26 protein-coding genes are annotated in these 26,686 nt (G+C 67.2%); 19 read left to right on the top strand and 7 right to left on the bottom strand.

The annotated features are described in order from the left end of the window. Positions 1 to 123 precede the first annotated feature (123 nt). The 8 genes from IG196_RS30830 (at position 124) to IG196_RS30795 (ending at position 8,576) form a co-directional block, all read left to right on the top strand. On the top strand, positions 124 to 2,184 hold the full coding sequence (locus IG196_RS30830; RefSeq protein ID WP_192194268.1) for a VIT and vWA domain-containing protein: 2,061 nt from the start codon (positions 124 to 126) through the stop codon (positions 2,182 to 2,184). Positions 2,185 to 2,201: 17 nt separating this feature from the next. Continuing rightward, entirely contained in the window at positions 2,202 to 3,134 is a 933-nt protein-coding gene (gene xrtQ / locus IG196_RS30825) for an exosortase Q (RefSeq protein WP_192194267.1), read from the top strand. Then, positions 3,115 to 3,684 carry a hypothetical protein gene (locus IG196_RS30820; protein WP_192194266.1) on the top strand — a complete coding sequence of 190 codons (570 nt, stop codon included), beginning with the start codon at positions 3,115 to 3,117 and terminating at the stop codon, positions 3,682 to 3,684. Before xrtQ ends, IG196_RS30820 begins: the two co-directional genes overlap by 20 nt. Positions 3,685 to 3,718: 34 nt before the next feature. Continuing rightward, entirely contained in the window at positions 3,719 to 4,966 is a 1,248-nt protein-coding gene (locus IG196_RS30815; protein ID WP_225616857.1) for a biosynthetic peptidoglycan transglycosylase, read from the top strand. A 2-nt stretch (positions 4,967 to 4,968) separates the two neighbouring features. Beyond that, positions 4,969 to 5,727, top strand: coding sequence for a GNAT family N-acetyltransferase (locus IG196_RS30810; protein ID WP_192197202.1), 759 nt, complete (start codon positions 4,969 to 4,971; stop codon positions 5,725 to 5,727). Between the two features lie 70 nt (positions 5,728 to 5,797). After that, entirely contained in the window at positions 5,798 to 6,691 is an 894-nt protein-coding gene (locus tag IG196_RS30805; RefSeq protein WP_192194264.1) for a pirin family protein, read from the top strand. A gap of 77 nt (positions 6,692 to 6,768) precedes the next feature. Continuing rightward, positions 6,769 to 7,842, top strand: a complete 1,074-nt coding sequence (locus tag IG196_RS30800; protein ID WP_192194263.1) for a flavodoxin family protein — start codon at positions 6,769 to 6,771, stop codon at positions 7,840 to 7,842. A 149-nt stretch (positions 7,843 to 7,991) separates the two neighbouring features. Then, a complete protein-coding gene (locus IG196_RS30795; protein ID WP_192194262.1) occupies positions 7,992 to 8,576 on the top strand; it encodes a Spy/CpxP family protein refolding chaperone in 585 nt (194 codons plus the stop codon). A gap of 112 nt (positions 8,577 to 8,688) precedes the next feature. Here IG196_RS30795 and IG196_RS30790 read toward each other — a convergent pair whose 3' ends face one another. Further along, complete coding sequence (locus tag IG196_RS30790) at positions 8,689 to 9,066, bottom strand: serine/threonine protein kinase (protein ID WP_225616856.1); 378 nt, start codon at positions 9,064 to 9,066, stop codon at positions 8,689 to 8,691. Between the two features lie 210 nt (positions 9,067 to 9,276). Between IG196_RS30790 and IG196_RS30785 the strand changes: the two genes are divergently transcribed. The 4 genes from IG196_RS30785 to IG196_RS30770 all read left to right on the top strand — a co-directional run bounded on the left by IG196_RS30785 (position 9,277) and on the right by IG196_RS30770 (position 12,962). Next, on the top strand, positions 9,277 to 10,074 hold the full coding sequence (locus tag IG196_RS30785) for an endonuclease/exonuclease/phosphatase family protein (RefSeq protein ID WP_101490692.1): 798 nt from the start codon (positions 9,277 to 9,279) through the stop codon (positions 10,072 to 10,074). Positions 10,075 to 10,088: 14 nt separating this feature from the next. Continuing rightward, positions 10,089 to 11,369 carry a cardiolipin synthase ClsB gene (gene clsB, locus IG196_RS30780; RefSeq protein ID WP_192194261.1) on the top strand — a complete coding sequence of 427 codons (1,281 nt, stop codon included), beginning with the start codon at positions 10,089 to 10,091 and terminating at the stop codon, positions 11,367 to 11,369. Beyond that, positions 11,366 to 12,343, top strand: a complete 978-nt coding sequence (locus IG196_RS30775; protein WP_192194260.1) for a lysylphosphatidylglycerol synthase domain-containing protein — start codon at positions 11,366 to 11,368, stop codon at positions 12,341 to 12,343. Before clsB ends, IG196_RS30775 begins: the two co-directional genes overlap by 4 nt. 118 nt (positions 12,344 to 12,461) lie before the next feature. After that, positions 12,462 to 12,962: a polyhydroxyalkanoate granule-associated phasin gene (locus IG196_RS30770; protein ID WP_192194259.1), complete on the top strand. Its 501-nt coding sequence runs from the start codon at positions 12,462 to 12,464 to the stop codon at positions 12,960 to 12,962. Between the two features lie 21 nt (positions 12,963 to 12,983). Here the strand turns inward: IG196_RS30770 and IG196_RS30765 are convergent, their stop codons facing one another. The 3 genes from IG196_RS30765 to IG196_RS30755 form a co-directional block, all read right to left on the bottom strand. Continuing rightward, a complete protein-coding gene (locus tag IG196_RS30765; RefSeq protein ID WP_192194258.1) occupies positions 12,984 to 14,240 on the bottom strand; it encodes a metallophosphoesterase in 1,257 nt (418 codons plus the stop codon). Between the two features lie 122 nt (positions 14,241 to 14,362). Beyond that, positions 14,363 to 14,878: a hypothetical protein gene (locus IG196_RS30760; RefSeq protein ID WP_192194257.1), complete on the bottom strand. Its 516-nt coding sequence runs from the start codon at positions 14,876 to 14,878 to the stop codon at positions 14,363 to 14,365. Positions 14,879 to 14,991: 113 nt separating this feature from the next. Then, the gene (locus IG196_RS30755; protein ID WP_192194256.1) at positions 14,992 to 15,516 is read right to left on the bottom strand and encodes a hypothetical protein; all 525 of its coding nucleotides are present in this window, start codon (positions 15,514 to 15,516) and stop codon (positions 14,992 to 14,994) included. A 392-nt stretch (positions 15,517 to 15,908) separates the two neighbouring features. Between IG196_RS30755 and IG196_RS30750 the strand changes: the two genes are divergently transcribed. The 3 genes from IG196_RS30750 to IG196_RS30740 all read left to right on the top strand — a co-directional run bounded on the left by IG196_RS30750 (position 15,909) and on the right by IG196_RS30740 (position 18,294). Beyond that, positions 15,909 to 17,072 (top strand): ABC transporter substrate-binding protein, encoded by a 1,164-nt coding sequence (locus IG196_RS30750; protein ID WP_225617115.1) that lies wholly within the window; start codon positions 15,909 to 15,911, stop codon positions 17,070 to 17,072. Positions 17,073 to 17,251: 179 nt separating this feature from the next. Beyond that, entirely contained in the window at positions 17,252 to 17,713 is a 462-nt protein-coding gene (locus tag IG196_RS30745) for a mobile mystery protein A (protein WP_101490699.1), read from the top strand. Next, positions 17,704 to 18,294 carry a mobile mystery protein B gene (locus IG196_RS30740; protein ID WP_192194254.1) on the top strand — a complete coding sequence of 197 codons (591 nt, stop codon included), beginning with the start codon at positions 17,704 to 17,706 and terminating at the stop codon, positions 18,292 to 18,294. The genes IG196_RS30745 and IG196_RS30740 overlap by 10 nt, the downstream gene beginning before the upstream one ends. A gap of 73 nt (positions 18,295 to 18,367) precedes the next feature. Here the strand turns inward: IG196_RS30740 and gyrB are convergent, their stop codons facing one another. From gyrB to dnaA, 3 genes are all read right to left on the bottom strand, one after another. After that, positions 18,368 to 20,989, bottom strand: coding sequence for a DNA topoisomerase (ATP-hydrolyzing) subunit B (gene gyrB, locus IG196_RS30735; RefSeq protein ID WP_101490701.1), 2,622 nt, complete (start codon positions 20,987 to 20,989; stop codon positions 18,368 to 18,370). Between the two features lie 134 nt (positions 20,990 to 21,123). Next, positions 21,124 to 22,230 carry a DNA polymerase III subunit beta gene (gene dnaN, locus IG196_RS30730; protein ID WP_099794246.1) on the bottom strand — a complete coding sequence of 369 codons (1,107 nt, stop codon included), beginning with the start codon at positions 22,228 to 22,230 and terminating at the stop codon, positions 21,124 to 21,126. Positions 22,231 to 22,319: 89 nt separating this feature from the next. Then, a complete protein-coding gene (dnaA, locus tag IG196_RS30725; protein WP_099794245.1) occupies positions 22,320 to 23,699 on the bottom strand; it encodes a chromosomal replication initiator protein DnaA in 1,380 nt (459 codons plus the stop codon). Between the two features lie 308 nt (positions 23,700 to 24,007). Here dnaA and rpmH point away from each other — a divergent pair, with 308 nt between their 5' ends. The 4 genes from rpmH to yidC all read left to right on the top strand — a co-directional run bounded on the left by rpmH (position 24,008) and on the right by yidC (position 26,623). Next, positions 24,008 to 24,142 carry a 50S ribosomal protein L34 gene (gene rpmH, locus IG196_RS30720; RefSeq protein WP_007834827.1) on the top strand — a complete coding sequence of 45 codons (135 nt, stop codon included), beginning with the start codon at positions 24,008 to 24,010 and terminating at the stop codon, positions 24,140 to 24,142. A gap of 101 nt (positions 24,143 to 24,243) precedes the next feature. Beyond that, entirely contained in the window at positions 24,244 to 24,660 is a 417-nt protein-coding gene (locus IG196_RS30715; RefSeq protein WP_192194253.1) for a ribonuclease P protein component, read from the top strand. Further along, a complete protein-coding gene (yidD, locus tag IG196_RS30710; protein WP_101490703.1) occupies positions 24,657 to 24,944 on the top strand; it encodes a membrane protein insertion efficiency factor YidD in 288 nt (95 codons plus the stop codon). The genes IG196_RS30715 and yidD overlap by 4 nt, the downstream gene beginning before the upstream one ends. After that, positions 24,941 to 26,623 (top strand): membrane protein insertase YidC, encoded by a 1,683-nt coding sequence (yidC, locus tag IG196_RS30705; RefSeq protein ID WP_192194252.1) that lies wholly within the window; start codon positions 24,941 to 24,943, stop codon positions 26,621 to 26,623. The genes yidD and yidC overlap by 4 nt, the downstream gene beginning before the upstream one ends. Positions 26,624 to 26,686 lie beyond the last annotated feature (63 nt).

Here is a 26,686-nt window from a genome sequence, read left to right as displayed (position 1 = left end):
TTCACACAGACTTCACACAGCGGCGCATTCCCCTGTGGCGACTTCAACGCGCCTTCCAACTGCCTTCTCGCACGCTCACGACAGTGAGGGCTGTGCAAGTTCGCACGCAGAAGGACACCCGCCATGGACACCCCCACCACCCCACGCCCCGGCCGTTGGCTCTGGCTCGCCACCGTGAGCTTGGCGACCGTGGGTTTCATCGCCATGGGCGCCCGCCCGGCCCACGCGCAGGAAGCGCCCGCCGGTCCGCGCCTGAAGACCGAGAGCCCGTACTTCTTCGTCAAGAGCGACGACCCTTCGGTCGACCGCCTGCCGCTGAAGGGCACGGAGGTCTCGGTCAAGATTTCGGGCGTGATCGCCGATGTCACGGTCACGCAGACCTACCGCAACGAAGGCCAGCGCGCCATCGAGGCGAAGTACGTGTTCCCGGGTTCCACCAAGGCAGCCGTGAGCGGCCTCAACGTGCGCCTGGCCGACCGCCTGATCACGGCGCAGATCCGCGAGAAGCAACAGGCGAAGATCGAATACGACACGGCCAAGAAGGAAGGCAAGACCGCCGCGCTGCTCGAGCAGCACCTGCCCAACGTGTTCCAGATGAACGTCGCCAACATCCTGCCGGGCGACGACGTGAAGGTCGAGCTGCGCTACACCGAGCTGCTGGTGCCGCAGTCGGGCAACTACCAGTTCGTGTTCCCGACCGTGGTCGGCCCGCGCTACAACAGCCCGCAGTCGGAGAACGCACAGGCGAAGTGGCCGGCGCAGCCCACATTGCGCGCCGGCGTGGCCCCCAGCACGAGCTTCAAGCTCACGGCGAGCATCGACACGCCGATGGGCCTGAAGGAAATCCGCTCGGCCACGCACACGATCGACGTGAAGAAGCGCGACGAAGACCAGCACGCAGACATCACGCTGAGTGCCGACGGCCGTCCCGCCGACAACCGCGACTTCGTGCTCGACTACCGCCTGGCGGGCGAGAAGATCGAATCGGGCCTGATGCTCTACAAGGGCCAGGGCGAGAACGCAGAGAACTTCTTCCTCGCGATGGTTGAGCCGCCCAAGGCCGTGACGGCCAGCGCCATCTCGCCGCGCGACTACATCTTCGTGGTCGACATCTCGGGCTCGATGCACGGCTTTCCGCTGGACACCGCCAAGACCGTGCTCGAACGCCTGATCGGCGGCCTGCGCCCCAGCGACACCTTCAACGTGCTGCTGTTCTCGGGCAGCAACAAGATGCTGTCGCCGCAGTCGGTGCCGGCCACGCGCGCCAACATCGAACAGGCGCTCGCCACGATCAAGAACTACAGCGGCAGCGGCAGCACCGAGCTGATTCCGGCGCTCAAGCGCGTGTACGCCGAACCCAAGGCACCCAACGTGTCGCGCACCGTGGTGGTGGTGACCGACGGCTACGTGACGGTCGAGCGCGAAGCCTTCGAGCTGGTGCGCAACAACCTCTCCAAGGCCAACGTGTTCGCCTTCGGCATCGGCTCGTCGGTGAACCGCAGCCTCATGGAAGGCATTGCACGTGCCGGCATGGGCGAGCCTTTCATCATCACCGACCCGGTACAGGCGCCCGAGCAGGCCGCGCGCTTCCGTCGCATGGTGGAGTCGCCCGTGCTCACCAACGTGAAGGCCACCTTCGGCGGCCTCGATGTGTACGACGTGGAGCCGCAGGCGCTGCCCGACGTGCTGGGTGAGCGCCCCGTGATCGTCTTCGGCAAGTGGCGCGGTGAGCCCAAGGGCCGCGTGATCATCGAAGGCCAGAGCGCCACCGGCCCGTACCGCGAGGAAGTGCGCATCACGCCGCAGACGCGCCAGGACACCGCCGCGCTGCGCACGCTGTGGGCACGCCACCGCATCCAGAGCCTGAGCGACCAGGAAGCGCTCGAAGGCAGCGCCGCCTTCAAGGACCGCATCACCGAGCTGGGCCTGAAGTACAGCCTGCTCACGCAGTACACCAGCTTCATCGCGGTGGACAAGGTGGTGCGCAATGTCGCGCCGCAGAACAGCGTGGACGTGAACCAGCCGCTGCCGATGCCCCAGGGCGTGAGCGACCTGGCACTGGGTGCCGAGGTGCCGAGCACGCCGGAACCGGAAACGCTGGGCGCGATCGCCGTCGTGCTGTCGATGCTGGCCATGCTGCGCCGCCGCGCACGCCGCAACGACCCCCGTCGTTTCACCGCCTGAACACAGGACGCACGACCATGTCTCTGGCAACCCTGGCCCATCACCATCCGCGCGTCGTGGACTGGGCCATCCGCATCGACCGCACGCCGGCCTTCGGCTGGCTCGCGCTGCAGTGCGTCGCGCTCGCGCCCACCTGGGTCTGGATGGCCCGCCGCCTGCAGGACGGCTCCGACGATCCGCTGGGGCTCGTGGCGCTGGTCGCCCTGGCCGCGCTCGCCTGGCAGTGCCGGCGCGCGCTGCGGGCCTCGCCGCGTCTGGGCTGGCTCGCGCTGGCCGGCGTCGGCACCGTGCTCGCCACGCTGCTGCGCACGGGGCTCGGTGGCCTGCCCGCGCTGCCGCCGCTGGCTTCGGGCCTGGTGGCGGTGCTCTCGCTCGCGGCCGGGTTGCTGGCCTTCTTGCCACGCGGCGTGGCGGCGCTGCCGGTGGCCGGGCTGTCGGTGCTGGCGTTGCCGTTGCTGTCGTCGCTGCAGTTCTACGCCGGCTACCCGCTGCGCGTGGTGACGGCCGAGGCCAGCCGCTGGCTGCTCGCGCCCGGGTTCGAGGTGGCGCGCGAAGGCGCGACGCTGATGGTCGACGGCCGCCTGGTGATCGTCGACGCGCCCTGCTCGGGCGTGCAGATGGTGTGGCTGGGCTACTTCACGGCCTGCGCGGTCGCGCTGTGGGCGCGGCGCGGCGACCGCGCCTTCCTGCGCCGCCTGCCGGCCGTCGGGCTGCTGGTGCTGGCCGGCAACATCGTGCGCAACAGCGTGCTGATTGCCTGCGAAGGCGCCGGCCATGCGCTCGCGCCGTGGGCGCACAACGCGCTGGGGCTGGTGCTGCTGGCTGTGGTGTGCGGCGCCATCGCGCGCCTGATGGTGCCGGCGCGCGTGGCGCCGCGCATCGACCTCGAACGCCCGCTGCCGGGCCTGATCACCGCCGAAGGAGGCCGCCGTGTCGATACCGTTCGTTGAGCGCTGGTTCGCCAACCATTTCATCAACCGCGTGGGCCACAAGAGCGCCTTCGCGCTGGCGATGCTGCTGTGCGCGCTCTGGTCGGCCGCGGCGGCGCTGCGCGCGCCGGCCGCCGAAGCCGACGCGGTGGGTTCCCACGAATGGCCGAGCCAGTGGGACGGCGTGCCGCTGCGCCCGCTGGCGCTGAGCGAGGTCGAGCAGCGCTTTGCCGATCGCTTTCCGGGCGCCATCGGCCGCATGACCGACGGCCACCAGACGCTGGTGATGCGCGCCGTGAACCGGCCCACGCGCATGCTGCATCCGGCTGCCGACTGCTACCGCGCGCTGGGCTACCGCATCGAGCAGGCGCGGCTGGAACGCGACGCGCAAGAGCGGATGTGGCGCTGTTTTGTGGCGCAACGGCACGGTACGCCAAATTTCCGCGTCTGCGAGCGCATCGTCGATGCCCAAGGCACGGCTTTCACCGACACTTCGGCTTGGTACTGGGCGGCGGCCAGCGGCCAGTCGCATGGTCCATGGCAAGCTGTCACCGTGGCAAGACCGATGTGATGAGAACGCGTTTGTGAAGAAGACCCTGAGATTCGTGATTTACGGGCTGCTGGCCCTTGTGCTGACAGCCCTGGTGGCTATCTTCCTGATAGCCAAGATCGCCCTCGCCCCCTCCGCGGGCGAGTGGAGCACCACGGTCAAGGCCGGCCCGCTCGACTTCGAGGTCGGCGTGCCGACCGCGGTGCGCCTGGCCACCTCGTCGTGGTTCGCGCCGCGGCTGAACGGCCACGCGCTCGACACCCGCTTCGGCACCGTGCATTTCACCTGGGACGAGAAAACCGGCCAGCAGCAGATGCGCTGCGCGCCGTGCAGCGCCGACGTGCCGGCACTCGGCACGCAGCCCATCAAGGTCGAGCGGCTGGTGGCCACCGTGCGGCGCGACGGCAACACGCTGGCCGGCACCTTCGAGGCCACGCCCGAGGCGGCCAACGGCAACGCGCTGCTGCAGGGCACCTGGACCGGCCGCCTCGCGCCGAAGAACCTGCAGCTCGACGTCCGCGTGCAGGACGCGCCCATCGCCCGCTGGTACGCCGTGCTCGTGCCGGCGTTGCCCGAGCTGCAGCGCGCCCGCATCGGCGGCACGCTGGCGGTGCAGGCGCAGCTGCTGCTGCCCGACGCGACCTTCGCGGTGCAGCCGGCCATCAGCCAGTTCACCGTCGAAGGTCTGGGCACCGAGGCCATGCTGGGCGCGCGCACCAGCTGCGGCCCGTCGGGCAAGCTGGCCAACGACAGCTGGCTGGCGCGCGCCGTCATCGCGGCGGAAGACCAGCGCTTCTTCAGCCACGCCGGCTACGACCTGACCGAAATCCTCGCTTCGATCGACCACAACCAGAAGCCCGGCCAGACCCGGCGCGGCGGCAGCACGCTCACGCAGCAGCTGGCCAAGCTGCTGGTCACCGGCAGCGACCGCACGGCCGAGCGCAAGCTGCGCGAGCTGCTCTACGCGGTCGAGATGGAGCAGACGCTGGGCAAGGCCCGCATCCTGCAGCTGTACCTCGACAACGCCCCGTGGGGCGGCAACCTCTGCGGCGGCGAGGCCGCGGCGCGGCGCTACTTCAAGCGCAGCGCGCGCACGCTCGAACCGGCGCAGGCCGTGTGGCTCGCGGCCATGCTGCACAAGCCGCAGGCCGTGCTCGAGCAATGGCGGCGCGACGGCACGATCGATCCCGACCGCACCAAGTGGGTGGCCGAGAGCGTGCGCGGCATCAGCCGCAACCAGCGCGAGGCGCTGCTCAAGAACGTGGCCGCCGCCAAATACGCACCGCCGGAAGCCGTGCAATGAGCATGGCCCCGCACGACATCGAAGCCATCGAGCGCGCCACCGTCGCGGCGGTCGCGCCCGAAGCCTGCGAGGAGCTCGACGGCTGGCTGCTGCCCTTCGACCGCGGCACCGTCGAGCGCGCCCGCTCCGCCGTGCCGCTGCACCGCGACCCGGTCGATGCCGCCACGCTCGACCGCATCGAAGACCGCTGCGACAGCCGCAAGGTCGCGCCTGCGCTGCGGCTGGCCGACGCGGCCTGCTTCGACACGCTGCGCGCCGAACTCGCGCGCCGGCACTACATGGCCGACAACCCGACCTGCGTGCAGACCGGCTCGGCGCGGCGCATGCGCGACCTCGTGGCGGCGGATGTGCGGCTGGCCGATGTCGATGCGTCGCCCGATCCGGATTGGGCCGCGCTGTTCCTCGGTGAAGGCTTCGATCCGGTCGACGGCGTGCACCGCGTGCGTTCGCTGTCGCGCGCCACCGGCTCGCTGTTTGCGAGCGTGCGCGAGAACGGCGCCACCGTGGCCGCCGGCGCCATGGCCTTCGGCCACGGCTGGGCCAGCGTGCACGGCATGCGCACCGAACAGTCGCAGCGCGGGCGCGGCCTGGCCGGGCGCGTGCTCGCCGGGCTGGCGCAGGCGGCACTGTCGCGCGGCGTCGAACGCGTGTTCCTGCAGGTCGATGCGCAGAACCAGCCGGCGCTGGCGCTGTACCGCCGCGCGGGCTTCGAGACGCGCTGGCAGTACTGTTATTGGCAGCGCCAGCAGTGGCCGCGCTGAGCTGAACCCCACCGGCAGTGGGCGCCCCCACCGGTGGCGCGGTCGGGGCTTTGGTGCCACCATGGGCGGCATGACGAACGTTCATGCTCACCACCACCCCACCGATCCCGTCGCCACCCCGCGCGGCATCGACCACATCGTGGCCGGTGTTTCCACCAGTGACGGCGACGGCGTCAAACTCACCCGCGTGCTGCAGCAGCCGCTGCAGAAGCGGCTCGACCCCTACCTGATGCTCGATGCCTTCGGCAGCGACAACGCGGGCGACTACATCGGCGGCTTTCCGAACCACCCGCACCGGGGCTTCGAAACGGTCACCTACATGATCGCCGGGCGCATGCGGCACCGCGACAGCGCGGGCCACGAAGGCCTGCTCGAAAACGGCGGCGTGCAATGGATGACAGCCGGCCGCGGCCTCGTGCACAGCGAGCTGCCGGAGCAGGAAGAAGGCCTCATGGAAGGCTTTCAGCTGTGGCTCAACCTGCCCGCGAAAGACAAGATGCGCGAGCCCTGGTACCGCGACATCCAGAGCCACGAGATCCCCGAGTTCACCACCGCCGGCGGCGCGCATGTGCGCGTGATCGCCGGCATCAGCCATGGTGTCGCGGGCGCGGAGCAGCGCGCGCACACCCAACCGCTGTACCTGGACATCACGCTGCCGCCCGGCGCCGAGTTCGCGCAGCCGCTGCCTCATGATCACAACGCGCTGGTCTACGTGTTCCGCGAATCGCTGTGGATCGCGGGCAGCGAGGTGCCGACGCGGCGCATGGCCATTCTTGCGAACGACCCCGGCAGCGACGGCACGGTGCTGCGCGCTGGCGCCACCAACCACAGCCCGGCGCGCGCGCTGCTGATCGCGGGCAAGCCGCTGAACGAGCCCATCGCGCAGTACGGCCCCTTCGTGATGAACACGCAGGAACAGATCAAGCAGGCGGTGCACGACTTCCAGAACGGCAAGCTCGGCTGAGCCTGTAGTCGCTCGCCTACCGCAAGTCGGCGCAACCTTCGGTTCGCGCGGGCCGGTGCACGGCCTAGATTGCGGTCATGCCTCCCACGATACGCAAAGGTCAGGCGCCGCCGATGCTGCAGCGCGCCGAGTTCCATGACCGCTTCATGCAGAGCTTCCACGATCCGGCATTCCGGGCCGAGGCCGGGGCGCTGCAACGCCTGGAAGTCATCGCCTGGCAAGCGTACGACGAAGGCCGCAAGGCGCCCGTGACGCGCCGTGCCGGCCCGGGCTATGCCGACCCCGACTACGAACTCTCGGTCGACTGGCTCGACGCCCGCGCGCGCATCGACGCGGCGCAGGATGCCTGGGGCCGGCCCGAGACGCGCTCGCGCGTGCTGCTCGTCAACGGCTCGCCGCGCAACGACGGCACCTGCCCCGGCGAAATCTCCAAGACCTGGCGCCTCACGCAGTGCGCGCGCGAGGTGCTCGAAGGCAGCGGCATCGAGGTCGACGTGCTCGACCTGAGCCGGCTCACCTCCGACTACGGCCGCCACATCCACCCGTGCAAGGGCTGCGTCTCCACCGCGATGCCGCTGTGCCACTGGCCCTGCAGCTGCTACCCCAACCACGCGCTGCGCCAGACCGGCGACTGGATGAATGAAATCTACGAACGCTGGGTGGCGGCGCACGGCGTGATCGTGCTCACGCCCACGCACTGGTACCAGGCCGCGAGCCCGCTGAAGCTCATGATCGACCGGCTCGTGTGCGCCGACGGCGGCAACCCCGACCCCACCAGCACGCACGGCAAGAAGCCCGACGAAGCCAAGGCCCTGGAACTCGAAGGCTGGGGCTACCCGAAGCACCTGGAAGGCCGCGTCTACGGCGTGGTGGTGCACGGCGACGTGGCCGGCCCCGAGGGCCTGCGCCGCAACCTCACGGACTGGCTCGACTGGATGGGGCTGGTCGATGCGGGCGCGCAGGCGCGGCTCGATCGCTACATCGGCTACTACGCGCCCTATGCCACCAGCCACGAGGCGCTCGACGCCGATGCCGACGTGCAGGAAGAAGTGCGCAACGTCGCACGCGCCGTGGTGCTGGCGGTGACCGCGCTGCGCGCCGGCAAGCTGCAGGCGCCCGACCGCGGGCTGAAGCCGCCGAGGCCCAAATAGGTCACGCCGCAGGCCGGCAACCGGCGCTGCGGTTCATGCTTCTTTACGCAGGCTCACTCGCGGCTCACGGACGCGTTACAGAGGCGCTCCACACTTCGTCTCACCCGCTGCCCTTTGGCGGCGGACTTCTTCGAAAGGAAGCGACTCTCATGATCTCTCTTCGCCAACGCATCGTCTGGGCCAGCCTGCTGGGCTCCGCCGCCCTCGCCTCTTCGGGCGCCTTCGCCCAGGCACCGGCCGCCACCACGCCTTCGACGGCCGCACCCACGGCTGCCACGGCACCCGCCGATGCCACCGCCGCACCCAAGGCGCAGCACAAGCGCATGGACCCGGCCCAGCGCATGGAGCGCATGAAGGAGCACCGTGCCAAGCGCCTGGCCGCGCTGAAGGACAAGCTCAAGCTCACCGGCGCCCAGGAAGGCGCGTGGAGCAGCTTCACCGAGGCCAGCCAGCCGCCCGCCGGCGCTGCGCGCCCGCAGCGCATGGACCGAGCCGAGTTCGCCAAGCTGACCACGCCCCAGCGCCTGGAGCACATGCAGGCCCGCCAGGCCGAGCGCAGCGCCCGGTTCGCCAAGCGCGCCGAAGCGACCAAGACCTTCTACGCAGCGCTGACGCCCGAGCAGCAGAAGACCTTCGACGCCGAGACCGCGAAGTTCGCGGGCCACGGCCATCGCGGGCACCGCGGCCATGGCGGTCATGAAGGCCACCACGGCGCAGCGCCTGCCAAGAGCTGAGGCTGACCGGGTAGCCGGCTGAAGAGGCCGGCTTCCAGAAAAAGGGCAAGGAAAAGCCCGCGATGCTTCACGCATCGCGGGCTTTTTCGTGGGCGTGCGCAGCGCTACAGCGTTATTGCGGCGTGCCCGTCTTCTCGGTCGGGTTGGTCGGCACCGCCGGACGTTCACCCGGCTGGCCGAAGCGCGGCTTCACGTGCTGCGTCTCGGCGCGCACTTCCGCGCGCGAGCGTTCGCCGGTCGGCGACGGCATCGCGTTGGGCTGGTGGTTCACCGTGGTGCTGGCCTCGCCCTTGGGCACCACGCTGTTGGCGTTGTTGCGGTTCTGTGCGCGGGCCTCGGCCTTCACGGCTTCGCGCGAGGCGGGCACCGAGCTGTCGCCCGCCATGGGTTGCTGGACGGGTGTCGGCATCTGGGCCTGGGCGATGCCGGCGCCCAGCAGGGCGGCGAGCAGCGCGGTGGGGATCGTCAGGCGTTGCAGGGTGGTCATCATGGAAAGCTCCTTTGCAAATGAAAAAAGGGCACAAAGCCGAGCGCGATGGCATCAGCTTTGAAACCACCGTAGGAGCCCCGTTTCGGGCCTTGTGTGGGGGTGCGGCAGGCCTGCCTGTAGGAGCCCGCCGCCCTTGCGTGAAAGGCACGCGAAGAAGGTGGCGCGTTCCTACAGTCGGCGCGGGCGCGGCCACGTACAACGGGAAGACCGATGTCCTCCCCCTTCACTTCCCCGCTGCCCGAGGCCGCTGTCGCCGCCGCACCGGCCTCGCTCAAGGTCATGACCGTGAACACCCACAAGGGCTTCACGGCGCTCAATCGCCGCTTCATCCTTCCGGAGCTGCGTGACGCGGTGCGCACGGTGGGCGCGGACGTGGTGTTTCTGCAGGAGGTGATGGGCACGCACGTGCGCCATTCGCGCACGGTGAACAACTGGCCCGAGGCGCCGCACTACGAATTCCTGGCCGACACCATGTGGCCGCAGTTCGCCTACGGGCGCAACGCGGTGTATCCGAAGGGGCACCACGGCAACGCCGTGTTGTCGAAGTTTCCGATCGTGCATTACCGCAACCACGACGTGTCGGTGAGCGGCCCCGAGAAGCGCGGCCTGCTGCATTGCGTGCTGCGCCTGCCGGGCCGCACGGTCGACGTGCATGCGATCTGCGCACACCTGGGGCTGGCCGAGTCGCACCGCCAGCAGCAGCTGGAACTGCTGTGCCACATCGTGCGCGACGAAGTGCCGGCCGATGCGCCGCTGATCGTCGCGGGCGATTTCAACGACTGGCGCAGCCGCGCGCACGACGTGCTGGCCGAAGGCGCGTCGCTGCGCGAGGTGTTCGTGCATGCGCACGGCCGCGCGGCGCGCACCTTTCCGGCGCGCCTGCCGCTGCTGCCGCTGGACCGCATCTACGTGCGCAACGCGGGCGTGCATGCGCCCGTGGTGCTGCCGCGCCGGCCCTGGTCGCACCTGTCGGACCATGCCCCGCTGGTGGCGGACATCGAGCTGTGAACGCCGAGGCCCCCATGCGCGACACCCACGAGCGCGCCGGCCACTGGACCGGCGGCAACCGCATCGACCTGCTGGAGAACGGCGAGGAGTTCTTTCCGCGCGTGTTCGAGGCCATTGGTGCGGCGCAGCGCGAAGTGATCATCGAGACCTTCATCCTGTTCGAGGACAAGGTGGGCCTGGCGCTGCATGCGGCCATGCGCGCGGCGGCGCTGCGCGGCGTGAAGATCGATTTGATGATCGACGGCTTCGGCTCGCCCGATCTTTCGCACGAGTACCTCGCAAGCCTGGCCGCGGCCGGCGTCAAGGTGCGGGTGTTTGATCCGGGCCAGCGCTTCCTGGGCCAGCGGCTCAACGTGTTCCGCCGCATGCACCGCAAGATCGTGGTGGTCGACGGCGAGCGCGCCTTCGTGGGCGGCATCAACTACTCCGAGGACCACCTGCTCGACTTCGGTCCCAAGGCCAAGCAGGACTACGCGGTCGAGCTGGCGGGGCCGATCGTGGCCGAGATCCACCAGTTCGTGCTGCGCGCCATCGCGGTCGGGGGCAAGGGCGTGGGCTGGTTCCGGCGAAGGCTGAAGCAGGCACCGCCTGCGTCGCAGCTGCAGGCCGCGGCGGGCGAGGCCGATGCGATCTTCGTCACGCGCGACAACCGCCGCCACACCAACGACATCGAGCGCCACTACCGCGCCGCGATCCGCGCTGCGCGCGAGCGCATCGTGATCGCCAACGCGTACTTCTTTCCGGGCTACCGGCTCATCAAGGAGCTGCGGCGCGCGGCGCGGCGCGGCGTGGACGTGCGGCTCATCCTGCAGGGCGAGCCCGACATGCCGATCGTGAAGACCGCCGCCGGCATGCTCTACCACCACCTCCTGCACGCGGGCGTGCGCATCTACGAGTACTGCGACCGCCCGCTGCACGGCAAGGTCGCGCTCATGGACGACCGCTGGAGCACCGTGGGCTCGAGCAACCTCGACCCGCTGAGCCTGTCGCTCAACCTCGAGGCCAACGTGGTGGTGCGCGACACCGCGTTCAACAACCTGCTGTGGGAGCGCATGGACCATCTCATGCAGCACAGCTGCAAGCAGATCGGCGCGGACGACCTGGCCAGCGAATGGAGCGGCTGGCGGTTGGTGCGCAGCTTCTTCGTCTTCCACTTCTTGCGCTGGTACCCGTCGTGGCTCAACCGGCTGCCGCGCCATGCGCCGCGCCTCACGCCGGCCGAGGCGACCGACCTCATGGCGCAGCAACAGAAGAAGCGCGGCGATGAGGGCACGGCGCGCACGGAGACGGCATGAGCGCTTCTGTCGCGCTCACGCACCGGCCTTGGTGGCCATGGGTGCGGCGCGTGGCGATCTGGGCCTTCTTCGGCGGCATCGCCTGGCTGCTGCTGAAGCAGGCGCGCACCATCGACTGGGCCGAGGTGTTCGCCGCGCTGCGCGCGCTGCCGGCGCTCACACTGCTCGCGGCCGGCGCGTTGGCCGCGAGCAGCTTCCTGCTCTACAGCACCTACGACCTGCTCGGGCGCCACCTCACGAAGCACCGGCTCGGCGCCGGCACCGTGGTCGGCGTGACCTTCATCAGCTACGCCTTCAATCTCAACTTCGGCTCGCTGGTGGGCGGCGTGGCGTTTCGCTACCGGCTGTATTCGCGCCTGGGGCTCGGCAACGAAACCATCACGCGCGTGCTGGGCTTCAGCATGCTGACCAACTGGCTCGGCTACCTCGTGGTGGCCGGCGCCGCGTTCTGCTTCTGGCCGATGGCGCTGCCGCCCGACTGGAAGATCGACGGCGGCGGCCTGCGCGTGCTCGGCGCGGCGCTGCTGGGGGTGTCGCTCGCCTACCTGGCGCTGTGCGCGTTCTCGAACGGCCACGTCTGGCGCGTGCGCGGCCACGCGCTGCGCACGCCGACCTTGCCGATGGCCTTGCTGCAGCTGGCGATGTCGTGCGTCAACTGGTCGCTCATCGGCGGGGTGATCTGGGTACTGCTGCAGGGCGAGGTCGGGTATCCGCAGGTGCTCGCGGTGCTGCTGGTCGCGGCCGTGGCCGGCGTCGTCACGCACGTGCCGGCGGGGCTCGGCGTGCTGGAGGCGGTGTTCGTCGCATTGCTGGCGCACGAGGTGGCGGAAACGCGGCTGCTCGCCGCGCTGCTGGCCTACCGCGCGCTGTACTACCTGCTGCCGCTGGCCGTGGCGCTCGTCGCCTACCTCGTCACCGAGGCGCGCGCGCGGCGTCTGCGCGCGGATGCCGGCAACAACCATAAGAAACGTTAAATATTGCCCGCAGAAAGCGACCGATCGGTGAAATGACGGTCAGGAATTGTTGCACTGCAGCAATCTTCACTTCGCAGGCCTATAGTGGCCCTCTGTTCCCTCACGCACCCCTCTTCCCATGTCGTCCTTCAGTACCACCGCCCGTCTGGCCAGTCCGCTGATGCAATGGGTCGACTTGGCCCTCAAGACCCACGAAACCCTGCTGTCGTCCGGCACGGTGATCCGCGTGCGCACCGAGCGCATGGCCAAAGCCGGGCTCACGCCCAGCGCGGCCGACCTCGCGGAGTTTCAGCTGATGGGCCACGAAAAGCTCGCCGCGGCGAGCGAATCGGGCTTGGCCATGGCGAAGCAATGGCACAGCAGCCAGGCCTCGCTGGCCCAGCGCGCGTGGCAGCAATGGCTGCAGGGCACCACCGCCCTCTTCTCGCTGGCCGGCAGTTTCACGCCGGCCCAGGCGGCCACGCACGGCGATGCGCTCGTGCAGGCCACGGCGCGCGGCGCCAGCACGATGGGTCAGTTCACGGGCGTGGCAGCGCGCATTGCGCGCGAAGGCCTGAAGCCGATCCACACCGCCGCCACGTCGAACGCACGGCGGTTGCTGGCCGAACTGCAGGCCTGACGGCCCGCTTCTTCCGTCTCTTCAGGGTTGCGCCGGGACCAGCGTCACCAGCGTGATTTCCGACGGCGCGCCGAAACGCTTCGGCGGCCCCCAGTAGCCGGTGCCCCGGCTCACATAGATCCACATGTCGTGCAGCCGGTGCAGGCCGGCCGTGAACGGCTGCTGCATCGGCACGAACAGGTTCCACGGGAAGAACTGGCCGCCGTGCGTGTGGCCCGACAGCTGCAGCTGGTAGCCGGCCGCGGCCGCCACCGGCGCGCTGCGCGGCTGGTGCGCCAGCAGCACGCGCGTGTGGACCAGCGGCGGCGCGTCGTACAGCGCCAGGTGCGGATCGCTCGCGTGCGCGGCGTCGAAATGGCCGGCGGTGAAGTCGGTCACGCCGGCCAGCACCAGCGCGCTTTCGAACAGTTCTTCGTCGGTCTGCGCGCCGCGCACGTTGCGCGTCTGCAGCACCACGTGCTCGTTCAGCAGCACCTTCAGGCCGAGGCGACGCAGCTCTTCGATCCAGGCGTGCGCGCCCGCGTAGTACTCGTGGTTTCCCGTGACCACGAAGGTGCCGTGGCGTGCGCGCAGGCCTGCCAGCGGCGCGATGTGCTCGCGCAGTTCGGGCACGCTGCCGTCCACGAGGTCGCCCGTGATCGCGATGGCGTCGGCGCCGAGCCCGTTCACCGCGTCGACGATGCGCTGGATGTAGCCGTTGCGGATCGTCGGACCCACGTGGATGTCGCTGAGCTGCGCGATCGTGAAGCCCGCGAGCGCCGCGGGCAGGCCACGGATCGGCACCTCGACCTGCTTCACGCCGGCCGTGCGGCGCGCATTGAAGAAGCCGATCAGCGACACGCCCGTGGCCAGGGCCAGTACCGCCAGCGCGCTCCAGGGCGCGACCGTCTCCGGCACCTGCAGGCCGCCGAGCGCGCTGGCGAGCCACGCCAGCAGCAGGCCGAGGTCGCGCACCAGCGTCAAGATGAACAGCGAGGAGAACCAGCCCATGCTGATCAGGCCGATCCAGTGCAGCGTCTCGCCCGCCGGCTTGGCCTTGCGGTCGGCGCGGTGGCTGCGTGCCACGAACGGCAATGGCATCGTGATGGCCGACACCGCCAGCAGCACGAGCGCGAGCGGCCACGCAGGCGCGAGCGACGCCAGCGCGGGCAGCAGGCGCAGCGCGATATAGACGTGCAGGAGCGCGGTCAGGACGCTCAGGGGACGGATCGGCATCGGGACGGAGGGAGACGCGGGCATGGCCCGGGACACGTCATCTGCAAGGCGCATGCCGCGCATTCAAGGCGCCGAAAGCTGCCTGCGCCGCTATTTTTTCTATAGCGCAAGGCAACCGGATAGCGGGCGTTGTGGCGCCGCGGGCGTGACCGTTCGGTGTCGGCCGCGGTGCGATGCGGCTGCGCCTACCGCACCGTGCGCGTGCCGGCGGAGGCCATGTCGGTGCCCGCCGGCCATTCGAACACCGCCTTGGCCGGTGCGCCCAGTGACACCTGCAGCGTTTGCTTCAGCGTCTGGCCGCCGATGCGAGCCTCCACGTCATAGCGGCCGGGCTCGAGCCGCGCGACCATGAACGGTCCGCCCGAGACCACGTTGTCGAGCAGCGCGGTGCCGTGGCTGTCGCGCACGGTGACGTGCACGCCGGCCGCGAAGTCGGCGCGACGGCCGTCCTTGATCGCAAATTCGAAGCTCGCGGGCCAGCGCGGCGACACGGTTTCCATCAGCTGCGCCTCGTCCTGGCCGACGCCGCCGCTCATGTACTCGACGCCGTGCGCCATGAGGATCGGCGGGTTCATCGCGGCCTGGGCCGGCTGCGCCGAGAGCGCACCGCCGAGCAGCACGAGCAAGGCGGCGCCCGTCGCGGCGGCGATGGGCCGCGCGTGCGAGAACAGAAACAGGGGATTGGTGGTGGTGAGAGACATCGAGGCCTTCCTTTCCGGGCGGTGGTGGCGACAGGCCACGCAGGCAGGCACTGTGCCGGGCACGACTTAAGGAAGACTTAACTGCTGCGCGGGCCGCGGTGGCCCGCGTCCGGTCAGCGTGCGGCGGTTTGCGCGAGCGCCTGGGGCAGCGGTGGCGCGACCGAGGCCATGTCGAAGTTCGACGGCCAGACGAACGAGGCGCGTGCCGGAATGCCGGCGATCACGACCAGCTGCTGCGTGAGCGTGAGCCCGCCCAGCGTCACGTCGACGTCGTAGGCGCCCGGTTCGAGCCGCGCGAGCATGGTGGGCGCCTGGGTCTGCACTTCCATCACCGTCTGGCCCGTGTACTTCTGGCGGATCTGGATCGCTGCCTTGGCCGGGAAGCCGGCCTGCTGCGCGCCCTTGCCGTCGTTCACGCGGAAGTCGATGGTCGCGGCCCAGCGCGGCGCGACCATGTCCAGGAAGGCGGCTTCGCCCTTGGCGGCGCCGCCGCACATGTATTCGATGCCCTGCGCGATCTGGATCGGCGGGTTCGAGAACGCGTGGGCCGGCGACACGGCCCCGAGGAAGGCCGCGGCGACCGATGCGCCGCCCAGAACCAGTGCAGCCATGGGCCGCTGGAAACGCTTGGGGTTCATTGCTCTGTGTGTCCTCGATCTTGCGTGACAGGAAATCCGTCAGGAATTTTGCTTAGCAAGAGTCGGGCTAGATATAGCGTTTACGAGGAAGCTTCTGCGTTGCGCAGGTGAATGCTATTGTTTTCATAGCTAGTGACGCCCGTGTGACGGGCGCCATTCACACTTTTGGGGTGTCTTTCATCGGAAACCCTGAGACGGGGCTCGCGCGCACTCCCTGGGCCGGCGCCCCCCGCATGGTCTGTGCTGAACAGCAACAAAAGACGGAATTAGTGCGCAATTGACTGGGCATACCCTAGCTATTGGCGGGCGCACAAAGAAATTAGGCTCGGCCTTTCTCCCAAAGCGCTGAATCCAAAATGCCTCATTCAAATTACCAGTTCATCTTTTTGCTGATGGGTTTTGGAATGTCTGTCCAGGCCATGGCGCAGCAACCCGCGCCGATCCGCATCGGCGTCATCGGCCCATTCACAGGGCCGTCGGCCGATTTCGGCCTGCCCATGCTCAACGGCGTGAAGATGGCCGTCGACGAAATCAATGCCGTCGGCGGGTATCTCGGGCGCTCGCTCGAACTCGTGATCAAGGACGATCAGGCCAATCCGGACATCGGCTATTCGCAATCCCAGGCCCTCGTCAATGACAAAGTGGTCGCCACCATCGGCTTCTGCAATACCGGCGTGGCGATGAAATCATTGGCGGTTTTCAATGACGCGAAATTGCCGCTGATCGTGCCCTGTGCCACCGGTTCGGCGCTGACCTCGACCTATCCGTCGGCCACGAGTTATGTCTTTCGCACCTCGCCCAAAGACAGCATCCAGGCGCCTTTCGTGGTCGACGATCTGCTGGCGCGGGGCTGGAAACGGGTCGCCGTCCTGCACGACACCACCGGGTACGGCGAGGCAGGCGTGAAAGATGTGGAAAAAGCGCTGGCGGCCAAGAACCTCAAGCCCGTGTACGTGGGCCGCTTTCCGCTCGGCGTGAAAGATCTGACGAAGGAGCTGTCGGAAGCCAAGGCGGCCGGTGCGGACGTCATCTTCAGCTACACCGTGGGCCCCGAAAACGCCGTCATCGCGCGCGGCCGCCAGGCCCTGAACTGGAAGGTGCCGCAGGTCGGGGCCTGGCCGTTGTCCTTCCCTTCGTTCATCGACGGCGCGCGGGATGCTGCCGAGGGGGCGTTGATGGCACAGAGCTTCATCGCCGAGCCCAGCAACGAGCGCCGCTCGTCGTTTCTGTCCAACTACGTGCGGAAATTCAACACCAAGCGCATCCCGGTCCCGATGGCCGCCGCGCAGGCCTACGACGCCACGTACCTGCTGGCGCATGCGATGTTCAATGTACCGACCGGCAAGCTCGAAGGCCCGTTCATCAAGGCCTCACTCGAGCAGCCCAAGCGGCCGTACTACGGCGTGGTCACGACCTATGACAAGTCGTTCTCGGAGAACGACAAGGACGCGATTTCGCCCAACATGCTGGTGATGGGCGTGGTGCGCAACGGGCAGATCACCTTCGCGTACCCGGAGGACGCGAAGCGCAACCTGTTCGTGCAGCGCAAGCAGTGAAGGGGGCGTTTGCAGGACGTCCTCGGCTGAGCAGACGTGGGCGCGGGTTACGTCGGAGTGCTGCCTCAAAGCGCAGCAAGTATTCTCCGTATGCTTCCCTATAGGAAAGCAAATGTTTTGATTTTGCTGCGTCAAGGGCTATCATGAAACCACTAGATGTAAGCCTATGAGCTAGCAAAATGTCCTCTGAACTGAACCAGCTTCGACTTGAGCAACTGCAAGCCACCGTGTCCGCCTATGCCGAGATGGTGAAACGGCCCCGGCCGTCGCGCGGATGGCTGAAGCTGATTCGAGAAGCGCTGGGGCGCACGGAGCGCCAGCAAGCCCAGCGCCTGGGCATTTCAGGGCCGACGCTGCACAAATCCGAACAGTCGGAAGCGGACGACCGAATTACGCTTGGCCAGTTGCGCAAGCTCGCCGACGGACTTGACTGTGAGCTCGTTTACGCCCTGGTGCCGCGCCGCCCCCTCACGGAAATGGTCAAGGAACGCGCCCGAGCCATCGCCATCGAAGAGGTCGGCGGGGTGGCCCACACAATGAGCCTCGAAGACCAACGGCCAGCCTCGGAACGACTTCGCAAGCAGGTGGAACGCAGGACCGAGGAACTGCTGCGCGGCCGATGGTCAGACCTGTGGCGATAGACCTCGAAGCGCAGGATGGCCAGACACCCCTGGACCCCGACGAGAAGGCCGGACTCCTTCCTGAACACCTGGCCACCAAGAGCGACCTGAACGACTGGGAGCAGGAGAACATCCTGCGCGCCGTGCGTTGGCTGAAGCGCTTGCGGTCACCGGACGTCCTCAGCGAGGGGTTTTGCCGGGAGTTGCATGAACAGATGTTCGGCAAAACCTGGGCGTGGGCAGGCACGTTTCGCAAGTCAGACAAGAACATCGGCTGCGACTGGACACAGGTGGGCGTCAAGCTTGCGCAGCTGTTCGGGAACACACGCTGGTGGGTCGACAACGCCACGTTTCCCCCCGACGAAATCGCAGCGCGCTTTCACCGCGACCTGGTCTGGATTCACCCGTTCCCCAACGGCAACGGGCGGCACTCCCGCATGATGGCCGACGCACTTCTACGCAGCCTTGGCCAGCCTGCGTTCTCCTGGGGAAATGGTGGCAATCTGGTCGCCGCCGACGACGCGCGGGTGCGGTACCTGGCCGCCCTGCGTGCCGCGGACCAAGGCGACTACCAGCTGCTGCTCGCGTTTGTTCGCACCTGAGCTCACCCCGAAAACGAGCGAAGGGGCCGGCAAAGCCAGCGCCCTGCTGTGGCTTGAGGAGGAGACCTCCCGATCAAACGTCGATGTTCGACGCGCGCAGCGCGTTCTGCTCGATGAACTCGCGGCGCGGTTCCACCTCGTCGCCCATCAGCATCGTGAAGACGCGGTCGGCTTCGATCGCGTCGTCGATCTGCACGCGCAGCAGGCGGCGCACGGTCGGGTCCATGGTGGTTTCCCACAGCTGCTCGGGGTTCATCTCGCCCAGGCCCTTGTAGCGCTGGCGCGAGGTGGCGCGTTCGGCTTCGCCGATCAGCCACTTCATGGCCTGGCGGAAGTCGTCGACCTTTTCTTCCTTGGCGCGTTCGCCCTCGCCGCGCTTGACCAGCGCGCCTTCGGTGCTCAGCAGGCCGCGGAAGGTGTTGGCGGCTTCGGCCAGTGCCGCGTAGTCGGCGCCGTGCACGAAGTCCTGCGTGATCACGCTGGACTTGATGTTGCCGTGGTGGCGGCGGCTGATGCGCAGCAGCGGCTTGTCGGTGCGGGCGTCGAATTCGCTGCTCACCTCGGCCGGCACGCCGGTCGTGTTGAGCTCGCGCAGCTTGGCCTGCATCGCCACGGCCGAGGCCTCGGCGGCGGGCGGCGTGTCGAGGTCGAGCGCCACGCCGTCGGCGATGGCGCGCAGCGCTTCGGCATCCATGAAGTTGCGCAGGCGCGCAATCACGGCTTCGGCCACCTGGTGCTTGCGCGCCAGCTCGCCCAGCGTCTCGCCCGACAGCGTGGTCGAGGCGGCGCCGCCGGTCTGGATGCTCGCGTCCTTCAGCGCCACCTTGAGCAGGAAGGCGTCGAGCGCAGGGCCGTCCTTCAGGTACTGCTCTTCCTTGCCGACCTTCACCTTGTACAGCGGCGGCTGCGCGATGTAGATGTGGCCGCGCTCGACCAGCTCGGGCATCTGGCGGTAGAAGAACGTGAGCAGCAGCGTGCGGATGTGGGCGCCGTCGACGTCGGCGTCGGTCATGATGATGATGCGGTGGTAGCGCAGCTTGGCGACGTTGAAGTCGTCCGCGCCGCCGCCCGCCGTGGTCGCGCCGGCGCGGCCGATGCCGGTACCGAGCGCGGTGATCATCGTGAGAATTTCGTTGCTGGTGAGCAGCTTCTCGTAGCGCGCTTTCTCGACGTTCAGGATCTTGCCGCGCAGCGGCAGGATGGCCTGGAACTTCCGGTCGCGGCCCTGCTTGGCGGAGCCGCCGGCGGAGTCACCCTCCACCAGGTAGACCTCGCACAGGGCGGGGTCCTTTTCCTGGCAGTCGGCCAGCTTGCCGGGCAGGCCCATGCCGTCGAGCACGCCCTTGCGGCGCGTCATTTCGCGGGCCTTGCGGGCCGCTTCGCGGGCGCGGGCGGCCTCGACGATCTTGCCGCAGATGATCTTGGCGTCGTTCGGGCGCTCCTGCAGGTAGTCGGTGAGCAGGCGGCCGACGATGTCTTCCACCGGTGCGCGCACTTCGCTGGACACCAGCTTGTCCTTGGTCTGGCTCGAGAACTTGGGCTCTGGCACCTTCACGCTCAGCACGCAGCACAGGCCTTCGCGCATGTCGTCGCCGGTGACTTCGACCTTCGCCTTCTTGGCGAACTCGTTCTCTTCGATGTACTTGTTGATGACGCGGGTCATCGCGGCGCGCAGGCCCGTGAGGTGGGTGCCGCCGTCACGCTGCGGGATGTTGTTGGTGAAGCACAGCACCTGCTCGTTGTAGCCGCTGTTCCACTGCATCGCCACTTCGACGCCGATGTGCGTGCCGGGGATGCCGCCGTAGGTTTCGGCCGGCTTCTCGCCTGCTGCATAGAACGAGTTCGGGTGCAGGACGGTCTTGCCCTTGTTGATGAACTCCACGAAGCCGCGCACGCCGCCGGCGCCGGAGAAATCGTCTTCCTTGCCGGTGCGTTCGTCGAGCAGGCGGATGCGCACGCCGTTGTTCAGGAAGCTCAGCTCGCGCAGACGCTTGCTCAGGATCTCGTAGTGGAAATCGTTGTTTTCCTTGAAGATTTCCGTGTCGGGCAGGAAGTGCACTTCGGTGCCGCGCTTGTCGGTGTCGCCGATGACCTTCATGGGCGACACCTCGAAGCCGTTCACGGTGTCGAGCAGGCGGTTCTGCACGAAGCCGCGGCTGAATTCGAGTTCGTGGATCTTGCCTTCGCGGCGCACGATGAGGCGCAGCTTCACGCTCAGCGCGTTCACGCACGAGACGCCCACGCCGTGCAGGCCGCCCGAGACCTTGTAGCTGTTCTGGTTGAACTTGCCGCCGGCGTGCAGTTCGGTGAGCGCAATTTCGGCAGCCGAGCGCTTGGGCTCGTGCTTGTCGTCCATCTTCACGCCGGTCGGGATGCCGCGGCCGTTGTCGGTGACGGAAATCGAGTTGTCGGAGTGGATGGTCACGACGATGTCGTCGCAATGGCCCGCGAGCGCTTCGTCGATGGAGTTGTCGACCACTTCGAACACGAGGTGGTGCAGGCCCGTGCCGTCGGAGGTGTCGCCGATGTACATGCCCGGGCGCTTGCGCACGGCTTCCAGACCTTCGAGGATCGTGATCGCGCCTTCGCCATAACTGGAGTCGGCGACAACGCCTTCGGGCGCCACGATCTGGATTTCGGGGGTGTAGACCGGCTCGGTGTGCGGCACGTCGGGCTTGTTTTCTTCAGCACTCATTCGGATATTCCTCTGTCTCTCACGGCATTCACGTGATTTTTCGGGCTCTCAAAAGCTCAATTCGCCGCCTCTTGAAAGCGCAAACCCGCGGGGGGCCGCGGGTTGTGTGCGCAAGGCGCTGTGTCTTGGGGGGTCTAGATGCGCATCGGCATCACGACGTACTTGAAAGATGCGTTCTCGGGGATGGTTAACAAGGCCGAGCTGTTGGAGTCGGCCAGGTCCAGCTTGACCATGTCCTGGTCCATGTTCGACAGCGCGTCGATCAGGTAGGTGACGTTGAAGCCGATTTCGATGCTGTCGCCGCCGTAGTCGATGTCGAGTTCGTCCTGGGCTTCTTCCTGCTCGGCGTTGTTCGACGCAATGCGCAGCGTGCCCGGCTCGATGTTCAGGCGCACGCCCTTGAACTTCTCGCTGGTCAGGATGGCGGTGCGCTGCAGGCTGGCCAACAGCGGTGCACGGCCGAGCGTGACGGTGTTCTTGTGGTTCTTGGGAATCACGCGGTTGTAGTCGGGGAACTTGCCCTCGACCAGCTTGGTGACGAACTCCATGCCGCCGAAGCTGAACTTGGCCTGGTTGTTCGCAAACTGCATCTCGATGGCGCCTTCGGCGTCGGACAGCAGGCGCTGCATTTCGAGCACGGTCTTGCGCGGCAGGATCACTTCCTGGCGGGGCACTTCGACGTCGAGCAGCGCCGACGAGAACGCCAGGCGGTGGCCGTCGGTGGCGACCAGGCTCAGTTGCTTGCCTTCGGCCACGAACAGGATGCCGTTCAGGTAGTAGCGGATGTCGTGCACGGCCATCGCGAACGAGACCTGCGAGAGCAGGTCTTTGAGCGTCTTTTGCGGCACGCTGAACACGGGGCCGAAATTGGCGGCTTCCTGCACCAGCGGGAAGTCTTCGGCGGGCAGCGACTGCAGCGTGAAGCGGCTCTTGCCGCCCTTGAGCACGAGCTTGCTGGCGCTCGATTCGAGGCTCACGGTCTGGTCGGCCGGCATGGTGCGCAGGATGTCGATCAGCTTGCGCGCGCCGATGGTGGTCGTGAAGTTGCCCTCGTCGCCACCGAGCTCGGCGGTGGTGCGGATCTGGATCTCGAGGTCGCTGGTGGTCAGCTGCAGCTGGCCGCCGGTCTTGCGGATCAGCACATTGGCCAGGATCGGCAGGGTATGACGCCGTTCCACGATGCCAGCCACCGACTGCAGGGCGGCAAGAACTTTGTCTTGGGTTGCCTTCAAAACGATCATGTCTTCTTCCTCTTCTCTTATCTCTTTGAATCAGCTTTCAGGACGCCATTCTCCGCTGTCGCGAGGGGCGTTCTTGATGACATTCGGCTTCAGCCTTTGAGGGTCTGTTCGAGGACGTGGAGCTGCTGGTTGAGTTCGGTGAGCTGCTGGCGCTCGCCCGAAATCTTGCGCACCGCGTGGAGCACCGTCGTGTGGTCGCGACCGCCGAACAGCTCGCCGATTTCCGGCAGGCTCTTCTGCGTGAGCTCCTTGGCCAGGTACATCGCGATCTGCCGCGGCCGCGCAATGCTGGCCGGGCGTTTCTTGCTGTACATGTCGGCGACCTTGATCTTGTAGTAGTCGGCCACCGTCTTCTGGATATTTTCGACCGAAATCTGCCGATTCTGGATCGACAGCAGGTCGCGCAGCGCCTCGCGCGCCAGGGCGATCGAGATCTCCTTCTGGTTGAAGCGCGAGTACGCGAGGATCTTGCGCAGGGCGCCTTCGAGCTCGCGCACGTTGGAGCGCACGTTCTTGGCCACGAAGAAGGCGACTTCCTCGGGCATTTCGGTGCCTTCGACGCGCGCCTTGTTGATCAGAATGGCCACGCGCATCTCGAGCTCGGGCGGCTCGATCGCCACCGTGAGGCCCGAATCGAAGCGCGACACCAGCCGCTCGTGGATGTCGGCCAGACCCTTGGGATAGGTGTCGCTGGTCATCACGATGTGCGACTTCTTGGCCAGCAGGGCCTCGAACGCGTTGAAGAACTCTTCCTGCGTGCGGTCCTTGTTGGCGAAGAACTGCACGTCGTCGATCAGCAGCAGATCGAGCGAGTGGTAGCGCTCCTTGAACTCATCGAAAGTCTTGCGCTGATAGGCCTTGACCACATCCGACACGAACTGCTCGGCGTGGATGTAGAGAACTTTCGAATCCGGCCGGTCGGCCAGCAGCCGATTGCCCACCGCGTGCATCAGGTGGGTCTTGCCCAGGCCGACGCCGCCGTAGATGAAGAGCGGGTTGTACAGGTGGCCCGGCATGCCGGCCACGTGCATCGCCGCGGCGCGCGCCATGCGGTTGGCCGTGCCCTCGACCAGGGTGTCGAAAGTGAGCCCCGAATTGAGGCGGTTCTTGAAGCCGGCGGCGGCCGGCTCCTCGCCCGGGCCGGCCACGTCGCGCGGCACATCCGTTTCGGCCATGATGGCCATGGGAGCAACGCGGACGGGGGCTTCACGCGGAGCGAGCGCTAACTCGATGGTGACCGGCTGGCCGTACATCTTCTCGGCCATGGCCGCAATCTTGCCGGCGTACTGGGCACGGATCCAGTCGAGCTTGAAGCGGTTGGCGACGAACACCGTCATGCGCGAAAGGTCGTCGGCGACCTGCGCGTTGAGGGGTTTGATCCAGGTATTGAACTGCTGCTCGGACAGCTCCTGCGCGAGCTGGTCGACGCAGGCTTGCCACAGGCTTTCGCCGATGCCGTCAGTCGACATGGGTGCTTGAAAAAGTGAGGAAACCTTCGGGCATTTCTTGTATAGGTATTGTGGATATTCTCTGCTGGAAGGCGCCCGGCATTCTAACTTGTCAAAACCTTATCCACATGCTGCGCTGCACATGGAAAGGCCCGCAAATCCAGTCGAAGATTGTTCCCGCGGCCAATGTTTGCGATAATTGCGGGTTTCCCTGAAAAGCCTTCACAGCGTCTTTCGGGGGCCATCCGAAACTCGCTCCCCCAGCGCTCGTCGGGTTTGTGCATGCCTTCATGCGGAAACCGGCGCAAACAGGGAATCAGGAAACCATCATGAAACGCACTTACCAAGCATCCAAAGTCCGCCGCGCCCGTACCCACGGCTTTCTGGTCCGCATGAAGACCCGTGGCGGCCGCGCCGTGATCAACGCACGCCGCGCCAAGGGCCGCAAGCGCCTGGCCGTCTGACGGCACCCCACCTGCCGTTGTCAGCCGCCGATACGTCCGCGCAGGCTCCTGCAGCCTCTGCGCCTGGCCCCGCCAGCAGCGACGTTCGCGGCCCGGCTTCTTTGCAGCGGCTCAAGACCCGCGCGCAATTCCAGGCCGTCCTCGCAGGTGCCACCGTGGCGCGCACTGCCCATTTCGCATTGCACCGCTGTGCGCTCGATGTTTCCGCATCGGGCGTCGCTTTGCTGTTTCCGTCCGATGAGGTCTGGCTGGGCGCCATGGTGCCCAAGCGCTGGGCACGCCGCGCGGTGACGCGCAACGCCATCAAGCGCCAGATCTACACCGTGAGCGCCGCGCCCGGTGTTGTGTTGCCGCGTGCCGCGCACGTGGTGCGTTTGCGCGCCGGTTTCGATCGCAAGGTATTTGTGAGCGCCTCTTCGGACAAGCTCAAGGCCGCCGTGCGCGCCGAGCTCCAGCAATTGCTGGCGCGCGCCGGACGTCCGCCAGCCGCCCCTTCTCCTGCACGCGCCTCCGCATGAAACGCCTGCTGATCGGCCTCGTGAAGGGCTACCGCCTGCTGCTGAGCCCCTGGCTCGGGCAGTCGTGCCGCTTCACGCCGACCTGCTCGGTGTATTCGATCGAGGCACTGGAAGTGCACGGCGCGCTCAAGGGCAGTTACCTGACTCTGTACCGCATCGCGCGCTGCCAGCCCTGGTGCCAGGGCGGCCACGATCCGGTTCCACCGAAATCACAGCGTCGCACTGACAAGTCAGGATCGCTGTTTTCGTCTCTTCTCTCCTCCGACAAGAAGTCTTCGTCATGAACGATATCCGCCGCACGATCCTGTGGGTGATTTTTGGTTTCTCGCTCGTGCTGCTGTGGGACCAATGGCAGGTCTTCAACGGCAACAAGCCGACCTTCCTGCCGTCGACCAAGCCCGCCGTCACGGCGCCGGCCGCCGGTACTGCCACCAATAACGGCGTGCCGACCGCGGCTGCCGCAGCCGGTGGCACCGCAGGTGCCGTGCCCACGCAGGCGGCGCCGGCCGCGCCGCGTGAGCAGGTCGTGGTGACCACCGACCTGTTCAAGGCGACGATCGACAGCGAAGGCGGCACGGTCAACCACCTCGAACTGCTCAAGTTCGACGAAGCCGACCGCACCAAGCGCGTCGTGCTGTTCGAAAACGGTTCGCCCGCCACGCGCTACGTCGCCCAGACCGGCCTGCTGAACCCGGTGGCCGGCGACGCCTTCCCCAACCACCTGACGGCCATGACGCCGAAGGCCGGTCCGCGCGCGATGGCCGACGGCCAGAACACGCTCGAAGTGAGCTTCGAAAGCGCCCCGGTCGGCGGCCTGAAGTACATCAAGACCTACGTGTTCAAGCGTGACGACTATGTCATCGGCGTGCGCCACGAAGTGGTCAACGTGAGCGACCAGCCGCGCGACGCGCAGTTGTACATGCAGCTGCTGCGCCACGGCACCGTGGCTGCGGGCACCATGTTCGGCACCAACACCTTCACCGGTCCGGCCGCGTACACCAACGAGAAGAAGTTCCACAAGCTCGACTTCAAGGACATCGCCAAGGGCAAGATCGAACCGCCGCCGCCGGCCAACGACGGCTGGATCGCGATGGTGCAGCATTACTTCGCGTCGGCCTGGCTGCTCAAGGGCGACCCGGCCAGCGAACAGCTGCGTCGCGAATTCCGCGTGAAGGACCTGGGCGACAACCTCTTCACCGTGGCCATGGTGGCCACGCTGCCGAAGATCGCCCCCGGCGCCACGCAGGTCGTGAACAGCGCGCTGTTCGCCGGCCCCGAAGAAGAAAAGAAGCTCGAAGCCATCGCCCCCGGCCTGGACCTGGTGAAGGACTACGGCATCTTCGCGATCATCTCCAAGCCGCTGTACTGGCTGCTGACGCAGCTGCACGGCATCCTGGGCAACTGGGGCTGGTCGATCGTCGCGCTCGTGGTGCTGCTGAAGGCGGCCTTCTACTGGCTCAACGCCAAGGCGTACGCCAGCATGGCCAAGATGAAGGCCATCAACCCGAAGATCATGGAAATGCGCGAGCGGCTGAAGGACAAGCCGCAAGAAATGCAGCAGGAAATGATGCGGATCTACAAGACCGAAAAGGTCAATCCGATGGGCGGCTGCTTCCCCATCGTGATCCAGATCCCGGTGTTCATTGCGCTGTACTGGGTGCTGCTGTCGTCGGTTGAAATGCGCCACGCCCCGTGGATTGGCTGGATCACCGACCTGTCGGCACCCGATCCCTGGTACATCCTGCCGGTCGTGATGACGCTCACCTCGCTGTTCCAGACCTGGCTCAACCCGACGCCGCCCGATCCGATGCAGGCCAAGCTGATGTGGATCATGCCGCTCGCGTTCAGCGTGATGTTCATCTTCTTCCCGGCCGGCCTGGTGCTGTACTGGATCACGAACAACGTGCTGTCGATCGCGCAGCAGTGGTTCATCAACAAGCGACTGGGCGTGCTGGGCAAATAAATAAGCCGCACGGCCTCCGCCACCCGCAAAGGGCCGCATCCGCGGCCCTTTGCTTTTTGCTGA

The sequence above is a fragment of the Variovorax sp. 38R genome (assembly GCF_014843395.1).
Lineage (GTDB): Bacteria > Pseudomonadota > Gammaproteobacteria > Burkholderiales > Burkholderiaceae_C > Variovorax > Variovorax paradoxus_H.
Note: the sequence above shows the minus strand (reverse complement) of the source record. Positions and strands in the feature narration are given on the sequence as shown.

What these genes read in the sequence shown, in the direction of transcription:
- IG196_RS30830 (WP_192194268.1), top strand. Translation starts at nt 124, where the DNA reads ATGGACACCCCCACCACCCCACGCCCCGGCCGTTGGCTCTGGCTCGCC.
- xrtQ (WP_192194267.1), top strand. Translation starts at nt 2,202, where the DNA reads ATGTCTCTGGCAACCCTGGCCCATCACCATCCGCGCGTCGTGGACTGG.
- IG196_RS30810 (WP_192197202.1), top strand. Translation starts at nt 4,969, where the DNA reads ATGGCCCCGCACGACATCGAAGCCATCGAGCGCGCCACCGTCGCGGCG.
- IG196_RS30805 (WP_192194264.1), top strand. Translation starts at nt 5,798, where the DNA reads ATGACGAACGTTCATGCTCACCACCACCCCACCGATCCCGTCGCCACC.
- IG196_RS30800 (WP_192194263.1), top strand. Translation starts at nt 6,769, where the DNA reads ATGCCTCCCACGATACGCAAAGGTCAGGCGCCGCCGATGCTGCAGCGC.
- IG196_RS30795 (WP_192194262.1), top strand. Translation starts at nt 7,992, where the DNA reads ATGATCTCTCTTCGCCAACGCATCGTCTGGGCCAGCCTGCTGGGCTCC.
- IG196_RS30790 (WP_225616856.1), bottom strand. Translation starts at nt 9,066, where the DNA reads ATGATGACCACCCTGCAACGCCTGACGATCCCCACCGCGCTGCTCGCC.
- IG196_RS30785 (WP_101490692.1), top strand. Translation starts at nt 9,277, where the DNA reads ATGTCCTCCCCCTTCACTTCCCCGCTGCCCGAGGCCGCTGTCGCCGCC.
- clsB (WP_192194261.1), top strand. Translation starts at nt 10,089, where the DNA reads ATGCGCGACACCCACGAGCGCGCCGGCCACTGGACCGGCGGCAACCGC.
- IG196_RS30775 (WP_192194260.1), top strand. Translation starts at nt 11,366, where the DNA reads ATGAGCGCTTCTGTCGCGCTCACGCACCGGCCTTGGTGGCCATGGGTG.
- IG196_RS30770 (WP_192194259.1), top strand. Translation starts at nt 12,462, where the DNA reads ATGTCGTCCTTCAGTACCACCGCCCGTCTGGCCAGTCCGCTGATGCAA.
- IG196_RS30765 (WP_192194258.1), bottom strand. Translation starts at nt 14,240, where the DNA reads ATGCGCGGCATGCGCCTTGCAGATGACGTGTCCCGGGCCATGCCCGCG.
- IG196_RS30760 (WP_192194257.1), bottom strand. Translation starts at nt 14,878, where the DNA reads ATGTCTCTCACCACCACCAATCCCCTGTTTCTGTTCTCGCACGCGCGG.
- IG196_RS30755 (WP_192194256.1), bottom strand. Translation starts at nt 15,516, where the DNA reads ATGAACCCCAAGCGTTTCCAGCGGCCCATGGCTGCACTGGTTCTGGGC.
- IG196_RS30750 (WP_225617115.1), top strand. Translation starts at nt 15,909, where the DNA reads ATGGGTTTTGGAATGTCTGTCCAGGCCATGGCGCAGCAACCCGCGCCG.
- IG196_RS30745 (WP_101490699.1), top strand. Translation starts at nt 17,252, where the DNA reads ATGTCCTCTGAACTGAACCAGCTTCGACTTGAGCAACTGCAAGCCACC.
- gyrB (WP_101490701.1), bottom strand. Translation starts at nt 20,989, where the DNA reads ATGAGTGCTGAAGAAAACAAGCCCGACGTGCCGCACACCGAGCCGGTC.
- dnaN (WP_099794246.1), bottom strand. Translation starts at nt 22,230, where the DNA reads ATGATCGTTTTGAAGGCAACCCAAGACAAAGTTCTTGCCGCCCTGCAG.
- dnaA (WP_099794245.1), bottom strand. Translation starts at nt 23,699, where the DNA reads ATGTCGACTGACGGCATCGGCGAAAGCCTGTGGCAAGCCTGCGTCGAC.
- rpmH (WP_007834827.1), top strand. Translation starts at nt 24,008, where the DNA reads ATGAAACGCACTTACCAAGCATCCAAAGTCCGCCGCGCCCGTACCCAC.
- yidD (WP_101490703.1), top strand. Translation starts at nt 24,657, where the DNA reads ATGAAACGCCTGCTGATCGGCCTCGTGAAGGGCTACCGCCTGCTGCTG.
- yidC (WP_192194252.1), top strand. Translation starts at nt 24,941, where the DNA reads ATGAACGATATCCGCCGCACGATCCTGTGGGTGATTTTTGGTTTCTCG.